The organism is Hymenobacter latericoloratus, from assembly GCF_014199535.1.
In the GTDB taxonomy this organism is placed as follows: Bacteria; Bacteroidota; Bacteroidia; order Cytophagales; family Hymenobacteraceae; genus Hymenobacter; species Hymenobacter latericoloratus.
In genome coordinates, this window is the sequence record NZ_JACHNV010000002.1 from 1,066,620 (window position 1) to 1,088,534 (window position 21,915).

The window sequence follows — 21,915 nt, forward strand, 5'->3', positions numbered from 1 at the left end:
CCAGCAAGTGACCCGCCCGGGCGGCGCAGTGGTGTTTTCGGCTAGCGCAGCAGCGTGATGGTGCCACTCTGGACCACGCGGTTGCCCAGCTGGTCGGTGGATTCGAAGCGCCACACGTAAGCGCCCGGCACCGGAGCCGCCGTACCGATGCGGCCGTCCCAGGTCTGGGTGCGGGAAGTAGCCTTGAACACCGGCTGCCCGTTGCGGTCAATGATGGTAAAGCGGAAGTTATCGAGGTAGCGGCCCTTCAACTCCAGCACATCATTCAGCCCGTCGCCGTTGGGGGTGAAAGCCGTGGGAACAAACACCTGCACCCGCCGGGCCACGGCCGCCACGTTGGAGTAGCTGATGAACGCGCCCGCAGTGGCCTCAATACGGTAGCGCACCACCTGCTGATCCGGGGGGGGCTGCAGATCGAGGTAGGTAAGGCCGCTGGCTACGGGCCGACTGCTGAGTACCGTATTCGTCGCTGACAAAACCAGCACCCGGTAACTTACCGGGGCCGTGGCATCGGGACCCCGCAGGGCGGTCCAGTTCAGCCGGATGGTGCTGGCGTCGGCGGCTTCGGGGCGGGCCTCCAGCACCACCGGACACACGGAGGCGCTTTCGTCCGAGCGGTTGCCGCAGGCATCCTGCTGGCGCACAGTGTAGCACAGCTCGGCGCCAAGGGTAGGGCTGATGAGGGAGTCGAGGAAGGAGCGGGCGGCCGTGGTAGCTAGTGGGCTGCCGTTGCGCAGGTAGGTGAGCGGCCCGGTGCCTGGCGCGGTAACCCGCAGCTCGACCTGGTTGCGCAAAGTGAAGGAAGCCGTCAGGCGGGGGGCTACCGGGGCCGGACCCGCGGTGGCCGTTACCGCCACCTCGTTGGAAACCGAGGTGGCCGCGCCGGTTGCCAAACTCAGGCGGTAGCGGTAGGTAGTGCCGCAGGCTACGTCCGGGTCCTCGTAGCGGGTAGCCCCGGCCGGCAGCGGCAGCTGCACCGTGTTCGATCCGTCCGTCCGGGTCAGGGTGAACGTGCCGGTGCTGCCGGTGCTCCAGCTCAGCTGGTTGCGCCCGCTCAGGGAAGTGCCCGTGAGGCTGACGGAGCATACCGTAGCCGACGGGCTGCTGGCCACCGCGGGCTGGCAGGCATCCTGGAGCAGCAGGCGGTAGCAGCCCGGAAGCGTAGCGTTAGAAAGTGCAAACGAAGCAGCCGTACCCGGCACGGTAGCCACCGTGCGGTAGCCGCCGGCGGCATCGGCTACCTGCAGGCGGTACTGGTACTCGGGCTGCAGCGGCCCAAACTGAAACTGCGCCGTGCTACCCTCCACGCTCAGCCGGGTCAGGACGGGTTGCCGGGGCGCGGGCAGGGGCGTGAACGTGCGGGTGCTGACGCCGGCGCACAGGCTGGCAATGGCATAGCGCCCGGTAACAGTGACTGTACTGGCGCCATTGGTGGGGTAAATAACCGGGGCATTGCGCGGGGCGGGTACCGGCGGGCCAGCACCCACCTGCACCACGTACTGATCGTAGTGGGTGTCCGTAACGGTTACTTCCACAAAGCCCGGGGCGCAGGCCGTCAGCGTAAAAGTAGGCTCCGGGGTGGTCTTTACTTCGAAATTCCGGGAGTAGATAATGCCCTGGCTGCCGCCCTGGGGGCCCTGGGTGTTTTGGGTGATAACCAGCACGCCCGCCACTGTGGGCGTAAAGGTGGTGGCGGTATCCGTGAAGCCGCTGCAGGTAATGGCCGCGCCGCGCTGGTAGTAAATCTGGGCTGGGTCGAGGTTTTTGCCACTACAGTCGCGCAGGCGCACGGGGCGGTTAGCGCACAGGTAAAACGGCAGCTCCTGGCCCGTGGCGGCGTCGTAGGCCTTGAAACAGGCGCCGGAGTTGGGGGTAGGAGCACACTGCCCCTGGACCGGCACCTGCCAGCCCAGCAGCCCGGCGCTCAGTATCAGCAGAAAGACAAGTAGATGGTTCACCATGCCCATAACGAAGCAGCTGCGCGCTTGCGTACCCGCGCCGGGCTAAAGTAGCACGTTTCGCGTGGTGCGGGCGTTGCGGCTCGTAACTCTGGTAACCTGGGCGGGGGCGCCGTACGTCCTTGGCCTTCCGGCCTGCTGCCTGCTTACGCCCACCCGTAGTCCCGTACAAAAGCGGCGGCGGCGTGCAAATCGGGGTACAGCACCCGGTCCTGAGCCACGAAGGCCGTTTTTTCCCGGAAGGCGGCTACTACCTGCTCCAGCGCCGCGGAGGTGCGGGCGGGCCGGCGAAATTCCAGGGCCTGGGTGGCGTTGAGTAGCTCAATGCCTAAGAGCTGCTCCACGTTCTGGACCACGCGCAGGGCCTTGGTAGCGGCGTTGGCCCCCATGCTTACGTGGTCCTCCTGCCCGTTGCTGCTCACCAGGCTGTCCACGGAGGCGGGCGTGCACAGCTGCTTGTTCTGGCTGACAATGCCGGCGGCCGTGTACTGCGGAATCATCAGGCCCGAGTTCAGGCCCGGCTCGGCTACCAAAAAGGGCGGCAGGCCGCGCTGCCCGCTAATGAGCTGGGTGGTGCGCTGCTGTGAGATGCTACCCAGCTCGGCTGTGGCAATAGCCAGCATGTCGAGGGCCAGGGCCAGGGGCTGACCGTGGAAGTTGCCCCCGCTCAGGATGACGTCGCCTTCGGGGAAGATGTTGGGGTTGTCGGTGACGGCGTTGCACTCGGTTTCTACTACTCGCTCAACGTAGGCCAGCGCATCGCGGGAGGCGCCGTGCACCTGGGGCAAGCACCGGAAGGAGTAGGGGTCCTGCACGGCGGTTTTGGGCTGCTGCTGCAGTTCGCTACCCCCCAGCAGCTCCCGAACCCGCGCCGCCACGGTGAGCTGCCCGGCGTGCGGCCGCAGGCGGTGCAGGCGCTCATCAAACGGCTCGGGACGGCCATCAAACGCCTCCAACGACAAGGCCCCGATGACGTCGGCGGCGGCCAGCAGGCGGCGGGTGCGCAGCAGGGCGTGCACGGCGTAGGCCAGCATAAACTGGGTGCCGTTGAGCAGGGCCAGGCCTTCCTTGGCTTCCAGAGTCAGGGGCTGCCAGCTGAATAGGCTCATGGCATCGGCAGCGGCCAGGCGGTAGCCTTCATAGTTGACTTCGCCCAAGCCCAGCAGCGGCAGGCACAGATGAGCCAGCGGGGCCAGGTCGCCGCTGGCCCCCAGGGAGCCCTGCTGGTACACCACCGGCAGCATGCCCCGGTTATACAAGTCGAGCAGGCGCTGCACGGTGCTGACCTGCACCCCGCTGTGGCCGTAGCTCAGGCTCTGGGCCTTCAGCAGCAGCATCAGCCGCACCAGCTCGGCCGGCACTTCCTCCCCGGTTCCGCAGGCGTGCGACATGACCAGGTTCACCTGTAGCTGCTGGCGCTGCTCCGTCGGGATAACCTGGTTGCAGAGGGCGCCAAACCCGGTGTTGATGCCGTAAATGGCCTCGTCCGGAGTGCGCTCCAACCGCCCGTGCAGGTAGTGGTGGCAGTCTTCCACGCGCTGGCGGGCTTCGGGGCTGAGCACCACGCGGGCTTTGGAGCGCAGCAGCTCCTCCAGGCTGGTAAGGTCAAGAAAAGTAGAAGGTGTAAGGGCGAAATCCTGGGCCATGCGGGTCAGAAGGGGGTAGGGAAGATACCTGGCAGCAGACTTAGGCGGCAAATAACGCAAGTCTCCCGACTTGCGGCCACGTAGCGGCCAACTTGCGTCTGCGCCGTTTGGGCGGTTTTCGCTTTGTAGATTTTGCTAAGGTGCCGCCAGTACAAGAGGCTCATACTGGCGGCCTTTTGGCTTCAGAAGAGGGGTAGCAAACGGTGCAGGCGGCGCGGACGAGCCTCGCGCGAGCTGGCCGCCTGCGGCAGCCGCAAGTCGGGAGACTTGCCTTACTGGCTGGCGGCAGACGCCTGGCCGGCGGCCAGAAGTCTGCCGCCAGGGGCCTGCCACCCGAGCGGGGCTACTTCGCCAGTTCCGTCAGCACTTCTTCCAAAAACAACGCTTGTTCCGCGCCGGTGGCCAGGGTCTTGAGCTTGAACTGACCGGCCGCTCGTTCTTCCGAGCCTTGAATCAACACGTAAGGAATGCCCTTGGCATCGGCGTATTTGAACTGCTTGCCCAGCTTGCCGAACTCCGGGAACAGCTCACTTGGGATGCCGGCCGCGCGCAGCTGGCGCAGCACGGGCAGCACGGAGGCTTCGCTTTCGGCATCGAAGTTGGCCACCAGGCAGCGGGTGGTGGTGGCCACGGCTTCCGGGAACAGCTGCAGCTCCTCCAGGCAGTCGTACAGGCGGTCCACCCCGAAGGAAAAGCCTACCCCCGACACCCCCGGCAACCCGAAGGCGCCGGTGAGGTTATCGTAGCGGCCGCCGCCCGACACGCTGCCCATATTCACGTTGTTGATCTTGATTTCGAAGATGCAACCCGTGTAGTAGCTCAGCCCGCGGGCCAGGGTCACGTCGAACTCCAGGTTCTGCCATTGCTCAAAACCGAAGCTGCGCAGGTACTCCAGCACCCGCGCCAGGTCCTGCAGGCCTTTGTAGCCGTCGGTGTTATCGGGCTCCACGCCGGCCGTGGCAAAAGCCGCCAGCAGGCGCTCCAGCTTCTCCTCGAAGTCGCCGCCTACCCCCAGCAGATCAAACAGCCGCTCAATGGCCGCTGCCGAGAAGCCGCGCTCCGCCAGCTCTTTCTCCACGCCCTCGCGCCCAATCTTGTCGAGCTTATCAATGGCCGTGAACAGATCTACCTCGGTGCCTTCGCCGCCCAGGGCCTGGTAAAAGGCGCCCAGCACGCGGCGGTGGTTGATTTTAATGGTGTGCTCCGTCAGGCCCAGCGTGGTGAGTACCTCCGACATCATCAGCACAATTTCCGCCTCGCAGAGCAAAGAATCAGTCCCCACCACATCGGCGTCGCACTGGTAAAACTCGCGGTAGCGGCCACGCTGGGGCCGGTCGGCGCGCCACACCGGCTGAATCTGGTAGCGTTTGAAGGGGAAGGTGAGCGTGTTGCGGTTCATGACCACGTAGCGGGCGAAGGGCACCGTCAGGTCGTAGCGCAGGCCTTTCTCGGCTACTTTGGGCAGCAGGCGCTTGCTGCGGTTTTCCGCCGCCAGGTCCTCGGGCGTTACGTCCTTGGCAAAGTCGCCGGAGTTCAGCACTTTGAACAGCAGCTGGTCGCCTTCCTCGCCGTACTTGCCCGTCAGTACCGATAGGTTTTCGAGGGTAGGGGTTTCGAGCGGAGCGTAGCCGAACTTCTCGAACACGCGGCGAATAACGCCGAAAATGTAGGTACGGCGCGCTACTACGGCGGGGCCAAAGTCGCGGGTGCCGCGGGGGATGCTGGGTTTCTGAGCGCTCATCAGGAAAATCGGGATGCGGAAATACGGCCGCGAAATTCGGGGTTTACATCGAATTTCGCGGCCGTATTTCCTGAAGCCTTCGGAAAGAGGGCGCGCTACTGCAGGTTATGGCTGCTACGCCTACCCTGTGCGTGGTCAAAGCCCGCGGTAAAATCTATTTCCTGCATGGCATCTAGCAGAGAAGGAACCAGCAGCGGCTGAGAAGCCGCGTCGAGGTAGAGGAAATGATGCTGGGCGTGCTGAGGAACGTGGCACAAAATCAGGCGCCGCTCCTGGGCGTGCAGCATGAAGGCATACGCCAGCAGTAACTCAATGGCCTCATCGGAAAGGGAATCCACCAGGCTCAGGTCCACCAGAATAGCGCCTTTGTCGCTACGGCTGGCCCGGTGCAGGGCCCGGGTAAGTTTTACTTCGTCGGGAGAAGACGTATCAGGCGAAAGAATAAGCAGGAAACCGTTGGGTAACAGCTCGCGGTGGACATCCAGCATAGCCAAAACGCAGCATTGCATAGTTAACGTATCCTCTATTAGCGCGATAGAACGGTGGAAAGTTCTGCGAGAAAAGGGGAATAAATAGAACTTTGTGACCGAAAAACCGCCTCTACTGCGTTTAATTTGGGTTAACTGCGGAGCGGATTGTACTTAAGCTCAACCAGTGGCCGCGAAGGCCTCAGCGGGCCCGCCGGACCTGAAAGAGCACCGAGCCGGCCAGCGGCGCCTTGAGGGCGGCCCGCAGCCCCGCCCGGCGCAGGCCCCGGTTGGTCCAGTCGTTGCAGGTGCGCAGGGCGTGGTAGCGGCCCTGGCCCACAAAGAAAAAATCCTCGGGCGTGTAGCCTGCGGGCTGCCGCAGCTGCAGCCGGCCCAGGCTGTCGGGGCGGAAAGACTGCTGCACGTAGGCCGTGAGCCGGCGGTACTGCGCGGGCGAAATGCGCAGGGGCACCACCCGCGCTCCGGAGTCGGGCGCGGCCCGGTAGAAATCGACGTGCATGAGGGTACGGGACGGAAACAAAGCGCCGGCCACGGCCTTCGGACCTGGAAATTTGCCGCCCATGGAGCCCAGGTAAAACCCTTCGTTGCCCCACCCGAACGCCACGTAGGAGTAGCGCGCAAAACGGGCCGTCAGGGCCGGCTGGTGTAACGTCCGGAGCCAGTCCTGGCCGGTTTGGGCGTCGCGCAGGGGTAGGACTACATCCGTATGAAATCCATTGGATACCACGTAAACAGGTATTCCGCCGGGAGTTTGCTGAAACCTGTGGTTTACGGGCACCAGCGTGCCGGTCAGCAGAAACAGGAGAAGGGCAGCAAGGGCCGACATAAGCAGGTGGATAACAAAACGTAGCGAAGGTAGGGGCATCAGGCGCGGCAAGCGGTAAGGCTGGACATTGATACCGGATTCTGCGCGGGCGTAACCCCTGCCATGCGGGCAGTTTTCTGATCCGTGCCTGACTAGCTGGCTAACGCCACTGCCCCCCGCTAACTCTCCCAGGAAAGCTAACGGGCGGCAGAAATACCGGCGCTTCAGCGCGGCCTCGGAGCAGCTAGGACCGGACGCGCACCACGGGCCGGCGGGGCTCCACGGCGGCTATGGCTTTGCTGCGGGCCGCCCAGGCCTGCTTGTCGGCGCTGGCTACCTGCATGCCCAGGGGCACCATCACTACGGTACCCAGCGCGTGCTGGGGCCGGGCCGGGTGCAGGGCCACCCCCGCCTGCAGGCCGTGGTAGCCCAGCACTGTAGTGCGCACCGTGTAGCGGCCCAGCGGCAGCCCGGAGGCCCGGAACCGGCCGTTGGCGTCGGTTTCCACGGCTTTCATAAACCGCCCGTCGGAGGCGCGCAGCACCACTACGTAAGAATGGGGAATGGGCTCCTGGGTTTGCCCATCGAACAGGCGCCCCGATACGGTGCCGCGGGCGGGGGGAGGGGTAGCCTGGGCGGGCAGTTGAGGAGCGGCAACCAGAACGGACATAGCCACCAGGGCAGCGGAAGCAAAGGAAGTTTTCATGGCAGATACAGTGGAAAAGAAGGGGGTGCCGGCATGCGCAGGGCCGGGGAAGGGCGTAAGCCATTCCGGAGCGGAAACACGTCGGCAGGAAACGAGAGGGTAGCATCGAGCCCAGCGCGGTGGGTGGCAGTGGGCCAGGCACCAGTGGGGCGGCGCCCCAGCGCAAGGCGGGGCAGCGGGGGGACTGCTACAGAAGCAGGTAGCCGGGCTAGTAAGAATACCAATAAGGATAAAGGCGCTACTACCTGGCAGAGCAGGGCAGCTTACTGGAGCGAGGCGTAGGCGCGCTGGGTGTAGCGGCGGTTCAGGGCCAGCACATTGGTAGCTACCACGGAGTTAGCCTGCAGGCGCTGCACCTGGTCCAGGGCGGTGCCCAGCATTCGGGCCATGCGGCGGTGGGTAGCCTGGTTCTTCAAGGGGTTCAGGCAGATGCCGTTCAGCCGCTCCTCGTACAGCACCGAGTGGTCGTCGTTGTAGAAGCGGATGATGGTATAATCCTGCTGTCTGGGGTTAGTTTCCAGGGTCCAGTAGCCCGATTTGGCGATGATGGGCGCTTCGCTGTAGAAGGTAGTCTGGGCCTGGGCCAGGGTAGAAGAGAGGGCCAGGGTCAGGCCGAGCAGGCTGAGGCGGGAAAGCAGGGAGGTTTTCATGATTTTTGCAGGAAAGAAAGGGATGTAAGAAGCCACTCTCCGGCTACCCACACCCGCGGGCCGGCCGAGAAATCAAGAGCAGCAAGAAGAAAATGTGAGCAGTAGGTCCCCGAGGTGCGCTTCAGCAACTACTGCGGCACGGTGGAGGACAACGCCCCGCCCGGGGGCAGAGCAGCTTCGGTGGGCGGGTGGCCATGACTTGGCGGAGGCAAGTCGCCGCGGACCGAGGCAGGAGCGAAAATCAGCAGAAGTAGCTACCTGTCTGCCGGTAAGATGCGCAACTGATGAATAGATGATAAACTAAGCAGGGAGGATGCCTGATCAACAATAAATACTTGTATATCAGATGATAAGGTGGGTGGGGAGTGCGAGATTGGAATGATGGCCTGAGCGGTAGCTGCTGTTGTGGAAACTGACCGTGTGCCCGGGCGTTACAGCAATTCAACAATTTATTTTCAGGAGCCAGCCTGCATTAACCCCCGAAGCCCCCGCCCCCGCCCTGGGGCTGGTTTTCAATCTTCTTGGGCGGCTTGTTGGAGCCCAGGTACCAGCTCAGGCCCAGGTAGCCCACCCGCGACTCCCACTTGTTGTAGTACTCAGCCCGGAATTTCTCGGTGTACGACTCGGTGCGGTTGCGCTGGGTGTTAAAGATGTCCGAAACGCGTAGGGTGAGGGCGGCGCGGTCGTGGAGCAGGCGCTGGCGCAGCGCAATATCCACGGAGCCCACCGGAGCAATGCGGCCCTGGGCCGTGACGGCGGCGGCGCGGTAGTTGCCCGTCAGCTGCAGGTCGAGCTTGGGGGTAGGCGTGAAGGAATTCATCACGCGGGCCGTGCCCGATACCACCCGGCGGTTGGCCTCGTTGCCCGTGGCGGCCGTTACGGTGTTCTGGAACAGCGAGCCGCTGGCCGTCAGGCGCCACCACTTCGCCAGGGGCTGATTCAGCGAAACCTCGGCCCCGTAGCTCGTGGCCTGCCCAAAGTTATCGACGTACTGAGCCGTAATCACCGCGCCGGCCCCGTACAGGCGGGTGGCTTCCTCATCAACCCGGACCAGGCGCTGAATGGTGTTGTCGGTGTGGCGGAAGAACAGGGTCGAGGTCAGTGAGGCCTGGCCCATGGTAATCTGGTGGCCCAATTCAAAGGCGTTGATGTACTCCGGCCGCAAGGAAGGGTCGCCGATGCGGTAGGTGCGCTGGTCCTGGTAAAGCGGGAAAGCCAGCAGCTGCATGAAGTTGGGCCGGTTCAGGCGGCGCGAGTAGCTCACCTTCACGCGCTGGTCGGCGGTAGGGAGGGTGCGCTCCACGGTGGCCGATGGGAACAGGTTGAGGTAGCTGAGCCGGAAGGGGCCGTTGCCGTTGAGTACCTCGCCGCTGGTGTTGGTGTACTCGGCCCGCAGGCCGCCCTGCATGCGCCACTTGCCTATTTCCTGCTGATAGGTGAGGTAGCCGGCCTGCTGGTACTCCTGGAACGTGTACTGGTACGAGCGGTCCGCGAGGCGGTCGAAGCCGGGGCCATCGGTTTGCTGGCGCAGGAAGTCGTCGGTGCCCTCGTTGGTTTGGTACTGGGTTTTGAGGCCGGCATCCAGGCGGGCCTTTTCACCCAGGGGGTGCACGTAATCCACCTGGCCGTTCAGGGCGTGCAGATTCACGTGCAGGTCCTGCTTCCACTCGCGCAAATCCTCGGTGCCTTCGGTGTTGCGCTGGGCCACTATCACATCGGCGTTCAGGTAGGTGTAGCCGGCGCTGGCCGTCAGCTCCCGACCCTTGTGGGCCTCCCAGGTGCGGCGGTAGTCCACCGAGTTATCAATGTTATCTACCTTTTCCGTGACCCCGAAGGTGCTGCCAATGCGGGCATCGGTGGCCCCCGAGAGGGTGGCCAGCTGGGTGCCGGTGTTATTGCCCCGGTTGAAGTTGGGCTCCACCGTGAAGGTCAGCGTCTGGCCTGCGGGTAGGGTGTAGTCGAAGCCCAGGCGGCCGCTGTAGTTTTGCTGGTGGCGCAGGTTGTTGCCCTGCTGATAAGTGCGCAGCTCCCGGCCCTCCCGGGTCGTGAACTGGTCGCTCCACATGCGGCTGCGGTAGTGGTCGTCGCGCAGGTCAAACGAGCCAAACGCGTTGAGCTTGCCCGTGCGGCGGTTCAGGCTCAGGCTGGTGTTGTATTTGTCGCGGGTGCCCACGTTCAGCACCGCCTGGCCGTTCCAGCCGTCTTTTTTCTGCTTTTTCAGGATGATGTTGAGCACCCCGCCGGCCCCGGCCGCGTCGTAGCGGGCCGAGGGGTTGGTTACTACTTCTACCCGCTCAATGGCGCTGGCCGGAATCTGCTCCAGGCGGTTGCCGCCGGCCCCACTGTTAGCGGAGTTGCTGGGCTTGCCGTCAATCAAAATGGTGATGTTGGAGGAACCCCGCATGCTCACGGTGCCATCGGCGGCTACCGTTACGGAGGGCACGTTCTGGAGCACATTCACGGCCGTGCCGCCCACGCTGCTCAGGTCTTTTTCTACGTTAATGACTTTCTTATCCAGGCTTTCCTGCACGGCGGCCCGCTCGCCCTGCACCGTTACGCCGGCCAGCTGGGTGGCAGTGGGCGTTAGCTTCATAGTGCCCAGTTGCAGCGAAGGGGTAGCGCTGGTCAGGCTCACGGAACGCCGGAAACCCTTATAGCCCACGGCCGAAGCCTTCAGCAGGTAGTTGCCCAACCCCAGCTTTTCCAGCTCAAAACGGCCGTTTTCCAGGGTTTCGGCGCCGGCCACAAAGCTGGAATCCTGGGCGCGGAGCAGGACTACGTTGGTGAAAGGCAGGGGCTGACCATTGGCCTGGTCGAGCAGGGTGCCGCTGACGGAACCGGCGGGTTGCTGCTGGGCCGCGGCGGCCAGCGGAAAGAGCATAGCAAGGAACCCCAGGCCCCGCAGGGCCCGGCCGGAAGACAGGGAGGAAGTCATAAAAGGGAGTGGTTGGAGGACGAATCAGGCAAGGAGAGGCCGTGCCCGGCGGCCGCGGTTCCGCTGGGCTGGCATGGTTGCCAGAAATTCAGACACGAAAAGCAGGGACACGCGCCGCACTAAATGCGGGCTGCCAAGCGGCCAGAACACGAGCGCAGCGGCGGGAAACAGCGTTTCCGGCAGGCTGCCCAGCACCCGGCCCGACTGGCCTGCGGTGGTGTCTGGCATCTGCCGCGGGCGGCTCGGGTCAGGAGGAGCGCCGCGGCAAAGAGTTCAGCTAATCAATGGTCCAAAGGTAAGCGAAGGTACTATGCAACGCAAGGTACTAGCAGAATTTATTTTTCAATTCGATGAAAACGTTGTGTTCTGCAGGAATTAGGCTGTCGGGGCTCCGCCTGCTAACCAGGGGTAGGAGGGGGCGACCTGCAGTACTAACTAGCTGTCAGGGGAATAGATGCAGAGTAGGAAACACCCGTTGCCTGAGAAGCAGAAAATATCTTATCAATCTGATATATAGCTGCAAAGGGCTTTAAAGCTGGCCGCTTTGGCAGGTAGCAGGGGGTAGGGAACCGATAGCTACAGGCACTTTCAGGGGCAGCACAGGGGTAGGGGCAAGCAACATCGCAAGCCAATTCACCAAGTGCTACCCAACGCTCTTGGTTGATCCTTTCTGCTCTCGCGGTGATGCTGGCGCAGTTCTCTTTTGGTACTATAGAAAAACGGCGCGGGCCCGCGCATAGGGGCCCGCGCCGCAGTTAAGCTGGTCCAGAATGCGCCGCCGATAGTCCTCGTCGTGGACGTAGGCTAGCAGTAGAGCGCTTTATTCACCCGGCCCAGTTTGAGGGAGCCACTCCGCCGCAGCATATCCTCCCAATGGTTGCTAATGAGCCGGGTGCTGACGACGGGCCGGCTTAATTTGCTGAGAAAACTGTAACCATCTTCCTTACTGCAGCGCCCAAACCGTGGTCGGAAAGATCCGCTAAATGGGAACTGAAAGGGCTAGCCACCGATACCACCCTTATCGCCCTGCGGCTGGTCCTCGATGGTGCTGGCGGCCTTTCTGGTCCCCAAAAACCAGGAGAATCCTAAGTAGCCCACGTGCGTTTCGTATTTGGTTCGAATGTCGGTGACAAGTCCGTCGGCCGCGAGCTGCGTGTACTGGCGGCGTGTATTGAATACGTCGCTCACGCGCAGGGTCAGCGCCGCCCGGTCGTGAAACAGGCGCTGGCGCAGGGCTACGTCCACCCCGTACACGGCCAGAATTCGGCCCTGGGGCACCACCAGTGGGGCTCGGTAGTGACCGCTAAGCTGCAAAGCCAGGGTCTTGGTCGGGCTAAACTGGTTGAGCAGGTAGGCCGAGCCAGTGAAGCCGGCGCGGGTGCCGCTGCCGGTAAAGCTGGCTACTTGATTGCGGTAGCAGGAGCCGTTGGCCGTCAGTTTCCACCACTTGGTCACGGGCTGAGTCAACGAGAGCTCCACCCCGTAGCTGGCCGTGCGGCCGAAATTGGCGTAGCTGGTGCGGGTAATAAAACCAGGCTGGCCGCTGCGGCGGGTCGCCACCGTATCGATGGTGCGCAGGCTCTGGATGGACTGGCTGGCCAAGCGTCCAAACAAAGTTGTGCTGAGCGTCATGGCGCGCCAGGTCAACTGATGTCCCAACTCCCCAACGTGCACGTACTCGGGTCGTAAGTTAGTGTTGCCCACTACGTAGTTGCGGGCATCAGAGTAGATAGGCAGCGGAATGATCTGCAAAAAATTGGGGCGGTTCACGCGGCGCGAGTAGCTAAGCTGCAGGCGCTGGTCGTGGGGTAGCGTACGGGCTACGGTGGCTGAGGGAAAGACGTTGAGTATCCGTTGGCGTGCCGAGCCCGTGGGCAGCACCTGGGCGGAGAGCCCCGTGAACTCGGCCCGCAATCCGGCCTGATATTCCCACATTTCCGATTTATGTTGGTAGGCCCCGTAGGCCTGCGGAATAAGTTGCCGGTAGGTATAGCGGTACGAGCCCGCGTCCTGCCGGAAAAATTCACCCCCCGGGGTCGATTGCACCGCATAGTCGCTCGTACCAGCCGTTACCAGGGCGTCGGTCTTGACGCCCGCCTCCCAGCGCCGCTGCTTGTCCAGGGGATGCACGTAGTCTACCTGCACCGAAGGCATCTGAATAGTAACGTCGAGCAATTGCTGACGGGCGCCAAGCGGGTAGCCCGCCGGCCCCTCCAGAACGCGCTGCTGGGGCATGACGGTGCCGCCATCCAGGTAATACGAGGCACTGGCGGTTAACGCCCGGCCCGGGGCCGCCGCCCAAGTGCGCCGGTACGTACCCGAGAAACGACTGCCGTACAGGTTATCGGCCTCCGCGTTTTGGTTGCGCAGCAGATACGAGGGGTAGGAGTCCTGGGCAAGCCGGGTAGCAAAGTCCTGCGTGGTGCGAAAGTCTTGGGCATAGTACTGGGCTGTCAGGCCAACGCGCTGCTCATCGCTGAAGGTGTACTCAACGCCCAGGCGCAGGCTGTGACTGGTTTGAAGGCGGGTGCTGGCTCCCGTCTGGTCGGTACGAATGGTGCGGCCATTCACCGTAGCAACTTGCCGCAGGGACGAACTGCCGTAGAATCGGTTGCTCAACCCGTCGGCACTGCCAGAAACATTGAGTTTGCCGACCTGCCGGTTGCCGCTGAGCGACGCAGTGTATTTATCCCGAGTGCCTATGGTAACCAGGGCGTCGCCGTTCCAGCCGGGTTTATCCTGCTTTTTCTGCACCAAGTTGATGATACCTCCGGTGCCCTGGGCCGCGTACTGAGCGCCGGGATTGGTGATAACCTCAATGGTTTCGAGGCGGCTGGCAGGTAGCTGGTCTAGGCGCAGGTTAGGGGGGGCGGGTCGGCCGTCCAGGTAGAGCGTGACGCTTGCATTGCCCCGCAGGCTGATTTGCCCGTTGTCATCCACAGCCACCGAAGGTACTTTCTGGAGTACATCCGCCGCCGTACCGCCCGCGCTGGTAAGGTCCTTGTCCACGTGGAGAGTGATTTTACCCAGTTCGTTGACTACGGCCGCTTTTTCGCCCTGCACAACCACGCTGCCGAGCTGCACGACGGTTGGGAGTGCCAGCCACTCGCCCACGCGAACAACCGGAGCGGCAGCCTCCAGCGTGGCCGAGCGGCGGACGACCTGGTAGCCCAACGCCTCGGCCCGCACGACGTATCGGCCCAGCGCGAGGTTGTTCAGGGCGAAGCTGCCATTCTCCGCGGTTTGGGTGTGGGCGACCAGGGTCGAGTCAGACAGGCGCAACAATACCACGTTGGCGAAGGGCAGGGGCTGGCGCGTGCGCTGGTCCAGCAGGGTACCCGACACTTCCCCCAGCCCCTGGGCCAACAACCTACCGGGCAACAGTCCCGCCGCCACCAGCCCAAACCAGCCGAGGCATCTTAGCCCCCGGAGGCAGCCAGCAACTCGGGGCCATAATGACGCAAGAACTTGATTAGTAAAATTGTTTGCAATGCATGTTACCTTGTAATACATGCTAGTTAGTATGCAAGAAGCGGGCTTTTTCATGACGCTTTACGGAAACAGTTAGGGAAGCTGGTTGCGTGCGGAATGATTACTGGTTCGGTGAACCCTGCTGTGGAACCTGAAGTAAATTGGTTGAGCCAAGGGCCGTAGCGGATGCTGTAGCCTTACTGCCGAAGGCTGGCATCGTGGAGGAAATCAGCTTAATCCTCCGGATGGATGAGCCATAGTTCCAGGTATGTACCCGCACCAGGCCGCGGTGCACAGTGCCACTCGCCTGCACCCACACGAGGTAGCGGCCACTGGGCACTTGGCTGAAGTCAAACCGATGGCCGTATGCCGGAATGGTGTAGGTTTCAGTAAAGAGAGTTTGCCCGCTACGCAGGCGCACGACCTGTACGCTTCCGGCCTGGGCGCCAGGATTTTCGATGCGCAGGCGCAGGGCGGCGGGGGCTACTTGGGTAAGACTAATGGCCCCGGTTGTTTGGGCCCGGGCGAAGGTGGCGCCAGCGCACAGGGCTGCCACGGAAAGGACGCGAAAAAGGACGGTCAGGGAGGACATACAAAGAGCATAAGGGGGTCGGCTAACTACCTTTGGGGTAGCAGGAAGAAAGGGAATTGTGCTGGATGGAAGAGGGCTTACTTTGTTTGGCGGCGCAGGAAGAGGTAGTAGGCCAGGAAGCCAACGGCGGTGCTGAAGAGCAGAATGATGACCGAGTGCAGGCCCCAAGGCAAGTACCGGTTGCAAAGCGCGAGCCCCGTGCCCGTACTCAGCAGCAACACGACCCACTTCACCACCTTGTTTTGCTCATCCTGCGGGCGGGGCAGCAGGCGCTCGACAATGCTTTCCGAAGTAGCGGCTGTCACAATCTGCTTTTTCAGCAGGTAGTTCAACACCATTCTGACGGCGGCCAACACGAAATTGCAGAGCAGGAAAAGTCCTGCCAGAGGCATAAACACCCGGCGGGCCAATTCCAATGCACTACCATCCAGGACGGGAGCCAACGCATCAGGACCTTGGGCTGAAGCCTCCCAAGTAGCGAGGCAAAAAAGCAGGAGCAGCCAAAAACGTTTCATAAGTTGAGCCGGGGGAGGGACGGTGCCGGATGAGACCGGCCACCGCCCATCATGTTGCAAAAGTTTTTAAGAAAAAGCGAGCTGGCGCATCTGCCGACGATGCTGGGCCAGCAGCTCCAGGCACTGCCCGGCCACGAACAGGCCCGCCACGGTTAGCAGCCCAGCTCCCAGGCCAGTCGATAAGCTGTAGAAAATTGGTGTCAGCAGGCTACCAAACAAGGCTAGAAATGAGATAACTACCCCCAGTACAAGTGTGGCCACGCCCGCCAGCACCCAAGGAAAACCGGGTTTGGCCCGGGGCAGCTGCGCCAGAACGCTCGCCGACAAGTCGAATGCAAAGGTGGGGTGTGCCTGGTGCGCCACGGCCGTCAGTAGGTGCCGGTAGGTAGCTACCCGGCTCTGGCACAGGGGGCAGCCGCGCAGGTGGGTTGCTTGGGCAAGGGGTAGTAGGGAAGTCGATTCGGCGGCCTCTTGCTGGGCGCGCTCGGAAAGATGGGGGCTCGTCATAAGTCGTCGCGTTGATAGCTGGCCAGTAGGTATTCCTTTAACCGTTTGCGCGCCCGGAAAAGGTAGTTTTTCACGGTTCCGTCCGGCAGGGAGGTTATCTGGGCAATTTCCTCGTAGCTCAGTTCCTGCTGATGGTACAAGGCAATTAAGGTGCGGTAGAGGGGCGGCAGTTGCTCGATGGCGGTGCTCAGAATAGCGGCCAGGTCCTGGTCAAACAAGGCCGTTTCTGGGTCGTAGCCCGACCCGGCTACCAGGCTGACGGGAGGGCTGCGGCCTTCTTCCGATAAATCGTCCGGTCGTTGTTCCGACAAGTCCACCAGCACCAGCTTTTTCTTCTCTAGGTAGTGCAGGCAGGTATTGTAGGCAATTTGTCCCACCCACGTTGAGAGCTTCGCCTGAAATTTGAACCCTGCTAAATTTTTAAAAACCTTCAGGTAAATCTCCTGCGCGACATCCGGGCGGTCAGCGGAATGTCGAATCATTTTGAATACCATCTGCGTGACGAGCCCTTCCGTGCGCTGCACAAGTCGCCCAAAAGCCGCAGTGTTTCCTCCCAGCACTTGCGCCACAAGCTGCTGGTCGGTTGCGGGGGAGGTAGGCAGGTTGCTCATCTAGGCATGAGACCGGTCAGCCGGGATGTTGTTGCACAAAGATGCTCTGGCGGTGGCTCTATTATTGAAAATAATTCTCTACCGACAGTTCAGGTAAGCGTAGCAAGGCCGCCAGTGGGCCTAATCCGAGCGGCGGGCCTATTTCGGCTACCATTTTATTCAGTTGCAAGCAAAAGGTCTTCGCCGCCTGCGCTCCGGAAAGAACTTCCTTGGCGAGGTCTTTATCCTGGAATCCCGTTACCAACCTGACCAGGAAGAAGAGGGCGGGGCGTTCCTTCACGGACGATACTTTGCCTGGGTTACCTCTGCGCATCCGTAGGCCTGCCCGGCGGCGGTTTGCAGGTGCAGGTAGAAGGAAAGGGCGCGGGTGTAACCGAAAATCATTGCTATTTCCCTCAGGAAACCAATGTAGGCGAAGATAATGAGTCCTTGATTTTCGAAACCGGATAGAAGACAAACTTGGGTAGCTTTTCGAGGTGCTTAGGGGGCTAAGCAGATGGGGTGCTGAAACGGCCATTTCCTAAGACCGCCGCGCGCAATTTTCTCCTATCAATACGTTCTGTTCCTGCTCTTTTGCTACCCCTTCCGGTGGCGCAGAGGGGGTAGGAGTCTATACCAGCCGGGCGGGCTTGCCGGAACATTTAACCTGCTGACCTTGCCACCTGATTTGCTACCCCTCTCCAATAAGAGAAGGCCGAGATGAAGTTCAGCTACAGCACACGGGATACCTCCAAGCGACTTGATAAGGGCTTCCCGCTACGGCATTGTTTGTTCGCCGGTTTCCTGCTCTCAAAGCGTTTCCGAACAGCGTGTCCATTTATGGACATATTTCTTGAAGGGATAGATAATTGTTTGTGATGTAAATAGTTGATAATAAGAAATATATGTAAATGGCACGGCCCTTGGCTGACAGTACAGGAACTCCTTTCCTTCCTGTACGAAAATGGACAGAGCTATATCTTCTACTACTCAGTCTCGCCACCAGCGCCGCCGCTGGTTGGTGGGGATAGGTATTCTGGTGGCGCTGGCAACCAGCCTGCTGGCTTTTCGCAGCGTACTCAAGCCCAGCCTGAACCGCAGCAGCATCCTGACGGCCCGCACTGAAACCGGCGACGTGGAAGCCTCGCTCACGGCCGCCGGCATCATTATCCCGGCTCATGAGGCGGTCATTACCAGCCCTATTCAAAGCACCATCCGGCGGGTGGCGGTGCCGGTGGGCAGCAAGGTGGAGCCGGGCCAAACCATTCTGGAGCTGGACAAGGAGCTGACCAACACGGCGCTGGCCAAGCTCCAGGACGAGCAGCAGCAGAACCGCAACAAAAACGGCCAACTCCAGCTCAGCCTCGAAAAAGCCCTCAACGACCTTCGCTCCCAGGAGCAGGTGCAGCAAGTGAAAGTGCGCAGCCTGCAGTCGGCCCTGCGCGACGAGCAATACCTGCTCAAGATTGGGGGCGGCACCGCCGAGAGCGTGCGCCAGGCCGAGCTAAACCTGCGGGTGGCCCAGTTGGAGCTGCAGCGCCTTGGGGAACAAATCCGGAACCAGCGCGCCGCCAACGCCGCCGATGTGCGCGAGCTGGGCTTCACGATGCAGATTCAGGACCGTAGCATTGCCGAGCTGGCCGGCAAGCTGCAGCAGGCCAACATCAGCAGCCAGCAGCCCGGCGTGCTCACCTGGGTAAACGAGGACCTGGGCACCACCGTGCAGGCCGGCGACCCCCTGGCCCGCGTGGCCGACCTGAGCCGCTTCCGGGTGCGGGCCACCATTTCCGATACCTACGCCGACGCCCTCCACCTCCAGGACCCGGTAGTCATTCGGGTGAACGGCACCGATTTGCGCGGCGTCATCAGCACCATCAGCCCGGCCGTGGAGAAGGGGGTAGTCACGTTCTACGCTACCCTAACCCAGGACCACCACCCTGCCCTGCGCGCCAACCTGCGGGCCGATGTATTTGTGGTGACCAAGTCCCTGCACAACGTGGTGCGCGTCAAGAATGGCCCCTTTTATCAGGGCGGCAAAGAGCAGCCCGTGTTTGTGGTGCAGGACGGCAAGGCTGTGCGCCGCACCGTGCAGTTCGGGGAAAGCAACTTCGACTACGTGCAGATAACCGGGGGCCTCGGGGCCGGGGAGGAAATCATTGTGTCCGATATGAAGGACCACGCCGAGACTCCCGAGCTGGCCATTCACGACTAATTCTTCCGCCCAGCCGATCCATCCAAACTCATACTCCTTTCTATCCCATGCTACCCCTTCGCTCCCTGACAACCGCCCTGGCTTTCTCTGTTTCTGCTCTATGCGGCTGGTCTGCTCAGGCGCAGGCGCCCGCTTTTACTTCTTACCAACAGTTCAACGACTCGCTGATTGCCCAGTTTAACCGGGGCGATTTTAAGGCCAGCGAAGCCTACAGCAGCGCGGCCCTACGCCAACTAGAGGCTGCTGGCAGCATGACCAAGTTCCTGACGGATCTAAAAGCCAAAACCGGCCGAGTTACGTCCACCGCGGCCCTGAGTGACCAAGGCAAGCACCATGAGTTTGAGTGGAAGGGCGAAAAGCAAAACCTGCGCGTAATGCTGGTGTCCTCGACCCCCGGCGTGCTGGATGACTATATTATTTCAGATTTTATTGCCCAGCCCACTGCCCGTGCTACCCCGGCCCTGACGGATAACCGCCAGCAAAGCCCCTTGGACCAAGTGGTGCACCGCGCCGCCACGCTCTACATGCAGCACCCCGATGCGGCCGGCCTTTCCATTGGTATCTATCAGGGAGGCAAGATGTCGGTTTACAACTACGGCGAGGTAGAGAAAGGCTCGGGCCGCCGGCCTACCGCCGCTACCTACTACGACCTGGGTTCCGTGGCGAAAACCTTTGTGGGGACGCTGCTGGCGCAGGCCGTGCTGGATAAAAAGCTGAAGCTCGAGGATGATATCCGGAAGTACCTGCCGGGTTCCTACCCCAACCTGGCCTTCGAAGGTGAGCCTATCCGGGTGCTGCACCTGGCCAACCACACCTCCGGCATGCCCACCACGGCCCAGGTGTACAGCCCAGCCCGAAAGGAGTGGCAAAGCAAGCTGAGCCTAGTAGAAAGAACGGCCTACTACAACCAGTATTCCGCCGACAGCCTGCTGCGTGATATGCATCAGTTTCAACTCGCTACAAAGCCCGGCACTACCTACCGCTACAACGGGGTAGCCATGCTGGTGCTGCAGTTGCTGCTGGAGCGCGTGTACCAGCAACCCTATGAGCAGCTCGTGACCAAGTACGTCCGGACTCGGTTTGGCATGACGGACACGAAACGCGTTCTGTCGGCCACCGAGCACCAGCGTTACGCCACCGGCTACGATAAGCACCAGCAGCCCCAGCAACACCCCAACTACACTGGCTACTGGGGCGGACCCAACATGAGCTCTACGGCCGCCGACCTGCTGAAGTACGCTGCGGCCAATCTGGCGGAGCGCGAGCCGGCCGTGCGCCTGGCTCACCAGCGCACCCAAGGCGCCGAGGGGGAGTTTGGCATGGGCCTGGCCTGGATGCTGGACACCGATACCAACGGCAACCGCCGGATTTACCACGATGGGCAGTCTATTGGCTTTAACACGCGCTTTGTGGTGTACCCCGAGCAGAAGGTGGGCATTGTGCTGCTGGTGAACGAAAACGTTAGCCAAAGCCGCCTGACCCAGCTGGAGCAGTACCTGCAGCAGGAGCTGCCCGCGGTAGCCAGCGTCCGGCTCGCGAAACCCGCACACTAAGCCTGTGCCCTTGCTTTTTGCGCCCTTGTTATACGAATATCTCTAAGCCATGAAGCCTTTCCTGTGGCTGCTGCCCGTAGTAGGGCTCCTGCACCAACCGGCGGCCGCGCAGGCCCCGGCTTCCGCCCTGACCTTGCCCAACGTTATTGACCTGGCCCTGAACCAATCGGCCGCCGCCAGGCAAACCCAAACCACCCGCGACAAAAGCTACTGGGTGTGGCGCACCTACCAAGCCAACTACCGGCCCCAGCTGGGTTTGCAGGGCACCCTGCCGGGCTTCACACGCGCCGTAACGCCCGTAGTGCAGCCCGATGGCACCACCGACTTCCGGGCCGTGCGCATCAACAACTCCAACCTGGCTTTATCAGTAACCCAGAACATTGGCCTGACGGGCGGGCAGGTGTTTGTGGCGTCCGAGGTGCAGCGCTTCGACGATTTCAACGGCCGCCTGAAGCGCTACAACAACCAGCCCGTGGCCATCGGCCTGACCCAGCCCCTGGGCAAGTTCAACGGCCTGAAGTGGGACCGGCGCATTGAGCCCCTGCGCTACGAGGAAAGCCAGCGCCAGTACGTGGAGGAGCGCGAAAGCATTGCCCAGCGCATTGCAGAGCTATATTTTGATGTGCTGGAGCAGCAGGTAAATGCTGAGGTAGCCAGCCAAAACGTGCAGGCCAACGAGGAGCTGCTGCGCATTGGCAAGGAGCGCTACCAGCTCGGCCGCCTCTCCCAAAGCGACCTGCTTCGGCTGGAGCTGAACCTGCTGAATGCCCGCCAGGCCATGGCCCAGGGCCAGCTAGATGCCCAGAACGCGGCCGTAAGTCTGCAAAGCCATACGGGGCTGCAAGCTGCCAGCCTACGCCTGGCCGTGCCGCCCGCCGCCCCACGCCTGGTGGTGCCCGCCGAGCAGGCCCTAACCCAGGCCCGCCAGAACCGGAGCGCGGCACTGGCCTTCCGGCGGCGGCTGTTGCAGGCCGAGCGGGAGGTAGCTCTGGCCCGGGGCACCACGGGCTTTCAGGCCACGCTGTCGGCCAATCTGGGCTACGTAAACCAGGCCGGCAACCTCTGGGATACCTACTTGGCCCTGCAAAACCAGCAGCAGGTGCAGCTCACGTTTGCCCTGCCGCTGGTGGATTGGGGTAAGCAGAAATCCATCGTGAAAACCGCCGAGCTGACCCGGCGCCAGGTGCAAACCGATGTAGCTCAGGAAGAAATTTCCTTCGAGCTGAATGTGCAGGTGCAGGCCACCCAGCTTGCTACCCTCAGCCAGCAGCTAGACCTTGCCGCTCGCGCCGACTCTCTGGCTCAGCAGCGCTACACTATTGCCCAGGCCACCTACAAGGTCGGGCGCATCAGCCTCACCGACCTCACTATTGCTTCTGCGGAGAAAGACCAGGCCCGCCGCGCCTACATTCTGGCCCTGCGCGCCGCCTGGGTGGCTCATTACCGCTTGCGTGCTCTCACGCTCTACGACTTTGAGCGCCAGCTGCCCCTGGCTGCGAAGTAGCCAAGACCTAGGCCCGAATCACCGCCCTACCTCTCTTAGCTG

Annotated in this window: 17 protein-coding genes and 1 pseudogene; 3 read left to right on the top strand and 15 right to left on the bottom strand. The window is 62.1% G+C overall.

The window, feature by feature from the left end; genetic code table 11:
• Positions 1-41: 41 nt before the first annotated feature.
• The 15 genes and pseudogenes from GGU46_RS10130 to GGU46_RS10200 all read right to left on the bottom strand — a co-directional run bounded on the left by GGU46_RS10130 (position 42) and on the right by GGU46_RS10200 (position 16,905).
• Positions 42-1,961: a T9SS type B sorting domain-containing protein gene (locus GGU46_RS10130; protein WP_183403391.1), complete on the bottom strand. Its 1,920-nt coding sequence runs from the start codon at positions 1,959-1,961 to the stop codon at positions 42-44.
• Between the two features lie 143 nt (positions 1,962-2,104).
• Positions 2,105-3,604, bottom strand: a complete 1,500-nt coding sequence (gene hutH, locus GGU46_RS10135) for a histidine ammonia-lyase (RefSeq protein ID WP_183403392.1) — start codon at positions 3,602-3,604, stop codon at positions 2,105-2,107.
• A gap of 343 nt (positions 3,605-3,947) precedes the next feature.
• Positions 3,948-5,345, bottom strand: a complete 1,398-nt coding sequence (hisS, locus tag GGU46_RS10140) for a histidine--tRNA ligase (protein ID WP_183403393.1) — start codon at positions 5,343-5,345, stop codon at positions 3,948-3,950.
• Positions 5,346-5,440: 95 nt separating this feature from the next.
• A complete protein-coding gene (locus GGU46_RS10145; protein WP_215906307.1) occupies positions 5,441-5,854 on the bottom strand; it encodes a hypothetical protein in 414 nt (137 codons plus the stop codon).
• Positions 5,855-6,014: 160 nt separating this feature from the next.
• Complete coding sequence (locus GGU46_RS10150; protein WP_183403395.1) at positions 6,015-6,659, bottom strand: TIGR02117 family protein; 645 nt, start codon at positions 6,657-6,659, stop codon at positions 6,015-6,017.
• Positions 6,660-6,882: 223 nt separating this feature from the next.
• Complete coding sequence (locus GGU46_RS10155; protein WP_183403396.1) at positions 6,883-7,344, bottom strand: carboxypeptidase-like regulatory domain-containing protein; 462 nt, start codon at positions 7,342-7,344, stop codon at positions 6,883-6,885.
• A gap of 263 nt (positions 7,345-7,607) precedes the next feature.
• Positions 7,608-7,994, bottom strand: coding sequence for a hypothetical protein (locus GGU46_RS10160; protein ID WP_183403397.1), 387 nt, complete (start codon positions 7,992-7,994; stop codon positions 7,608-7,610).
• Between the two features lie 472 nt (positions 7,995-8,466).
• Entirely contained in the window at positions 8,467-10,929 is a 2,463-nt protein-coding gene (locus tag GGU46_RS10165; RefSeq protein WP_183403398.1) for a TonB-dependent receptor domain-containing protein, read from the bottom strand.
• 804 nt (positions 10,930-11,733) lie between these two features.
• Positions 11,734-11,880, bottom strand: a pseudogene (locus GGU46_RS22595) (Tn3 family transposase); the annotation flags it as partial.
• A 48-nt stretch (positions 11,881-11,928) separates the two neighbouring features.
• Entirely contained in the window at positions 11,929-14,295 is a 2,367-nt protein-coding gene (locus GGU46_RS10175; protein WP_183403399.1) for an outer membrane beta-barrel protein, read from the bottom strand.
• Positions 14,296-14,521: 226 nt separating this feature from the next.
• Entirely contained in the window at positions 14,522-14,992 is a 471-nt protein-coding gene (locus GGU46_RS10180; RefSeq protein ID WP_183403400.1) for a hypothetical protein, read from the bottom strand.
• A 77-nt stretch (positions 14,993-15,069) separates the two neighbouring features.
• Positions 15,070-15,507, bottom strand: coding sequence for a hypothetical protein (locus GGU46_RS10185; protein WP_183403401.1), 438 nt, complete (start codon positions 15,505-15,507; stop codon positions 15,070-15,072).
• Positions 15,508-15,573: 66 nt separating this feature from the next.
• On the bottom strand, positions 15,574-16,014 hold the full coding sequence (locus tag GGU46_RS10190) for a cupin domain-containing protein (protein ID WP_183403402.1): 441 nt from the start codon (positions 16,012-16,014) through the stop codon (positions 15,574-15,576).
• The gene (locus GGU46_RS10195) at positions 16,011-16,625 is read right to left on the bottom strand and encodes an RNA polymerase sigma factor (RefSeq protein WP_183403403.1); all 615 of its coding nucleotides are present in this window, start codon (positions 16,623-16,625) and stop codon (positions 16,011-16,013) included. Before GGU46_RS10195 ends, GGU46_RS10190 begins: the two co-directional genes overlap by 4 nt.
• A 61-nt stretch (positions 16,626-16,686) precedes the next feature.
• Entirely contained in the window at positions 16,687-16,905 is a 219-nt protein-coding gene (locus GGU46_RS10200; protein WP_183403404.1) for a hypothetical protein, read from the bottom strand.
• A gap of 663 nt (positions 16,906-17,568) precedes the next feature.
• On the opposite strand from GGU46_RS10200, the gene GGU46_RS10205 reads away from it, so the two are divergent.
• Genes GGU46_RS10205 through GGU46_RS10215 form a run of 3 tightly spaced genes read left to right on the top strand, consistent with a single transcriptional unit; the run spans position 17,569 to position 21,873 of the window.
• The gene (locus GGU46_RS10205; RefSeq protein ID WP_183403405.1) at positions 17,569-18,816 is read left to right on the top strand and encodes an efflux RND transporter periplasmic adaptor subunit; all 1,248 of its coding nucleotides are present in this window, start codon (positions 17,569-17,571) and stop codon (positions 18,814-18,816) included.
• 47 nt (positions 18,817-18,863) lie between these two features.
• Positions 18,864-20,369, top strand: coding sequence for a serine hydrolase domain-containing protein (locus tag GGU46_RS10210; RefSeq protein WP_183403406.1), 1,506 nt, complete (start codon positions 18,864-18,866; stop codon positions 20,367-20,369).
• Positions 20,370-20,418: 49 nt separating this feature from the next.
• Complete coding sequence (locus tag GGU46_RS10215) at positions 20,419-21,873, top strand: TolC family protein (RefSeq protein ID WP_183403407.1); 1,455 nt, start codon at positions 20,419-20,421, stop codon at positions 21,871-21,873.
• The last annotated feature ends 42 nt before the right edge of the window (positions 21,874-21,915 follow it).

Excerpts from the sequence above, each read along its gene's own strand:
- GGU46_RS10210 (WP_183403406.1), top strand. The coding sequence starts at position 18,864 with ATGCTACCCCTTCGCTCCCTGACAACCGCCCTGGCTTTCTCTGTTTCT.
- GGU46_RS10165 (WP_183403398.1), bottom strand. The coding sequence starts at position 10,929 with ATGACTTCCTCCCTGTCTTCCGGCCGGGCCCTGCGGGGCCTGGGGTTC.
- GGU46_RS10185 (WP_183403401.1), bottom strand. The coding sequence starts at position 15,507 with ATGAAACGTTTTTGGCTGCTCCTGCTTTTTTGCCTCGCTACTTGGGAG.
- GGU46_RS10205 (WP_183403405.1), top strand. The coding sequence starts at position 17,569 with ATGGACAGAGCTATATCTTCTACTACTCAGTCTCGCCACCAGCGCCGC.
- hisS (WP_183403393.1), bottom strand. The coding sequence starts at position 5,345 with ATGAGCGCTCAGAAACCCAGCATCCCCCGCGGCACCCGCGACTTTGGC.
- GGU46_RS10195 (WP_183403403.1), bottom strand. The coding sequence starts at position 16,625 with ATGAGCAACCTGCCTACCTCCCCCGCAACCGACCAGCAGCTTGTGGCG.
- GGU46_RS10190 (WP_183403402.1), bottom strand. The coding sequence starts at position 16,014 with ATGACGAGCCCCCATCTTTCCGAGCGCGCCCAGCAAGAGGCCGCCGAA.
- GGU46_RS10150 (WP_183403395.1), bottom strand. The coding sequence starts at position 6,659 with ATGTCGGCCCTTGCTGCCCTTCTCCTGTTTCTGCTGACCGGCACGCTG.
- GGU46_RS10145 (WP_215906307.1), bottom strand. The coding sequence starts at position 5,854 with ATGCAATGCTGCGTTTTGGCTATGCTGGATGTCCACCGCGAGCTGTTA.
- GGU46_RS10130 (WP_183403391.1), bottom strand. The coding sequence starts at position 1,961 with ATGGTGAACCATCTACTTGTCTTTCTGCTGATACTGAGCGCCGGGCTG.
- GGU46_RS10215 (WP_183403407.1), top strand. The coding sequence starts at position 20,419 with ATGAAGCCTTTCCTGTGGCTGCTGCCCGTAGTAGGGCTCCTGCACCAA.
- hutH (WP_183403392.1), bottom strand. The coding sequence starts at position 3,604 with ATGGCCCAGGATTTCGCCCTTACACCTTCTACTTTTCTTGACCTTACC.
- GGU46_RS10155 (WP_183403396.1), bottom strand. The coding sequence starts at position 7,344 with ATGAAAACTTCCTTTGCTTCCGCTGCCCTGGTGGCTATGTCCGTTCTG.
- GGU46_RS10180 (WP_183403400.1), bottom strand. The coding sequence starts at position 14,992 with ATGTCCTCCCTGACCGTCCTTTTTCGCGTCCTTTCCGTGGCAGCCCTG.
- GGU46_RS10160 (WP_183403397.1), bottom strand. The coding sequence starts at position 7,994 with ATGAAAACCTCCCTGCTTTCCCGCCTCAGCCTGCTCGGCCTGACCCTG.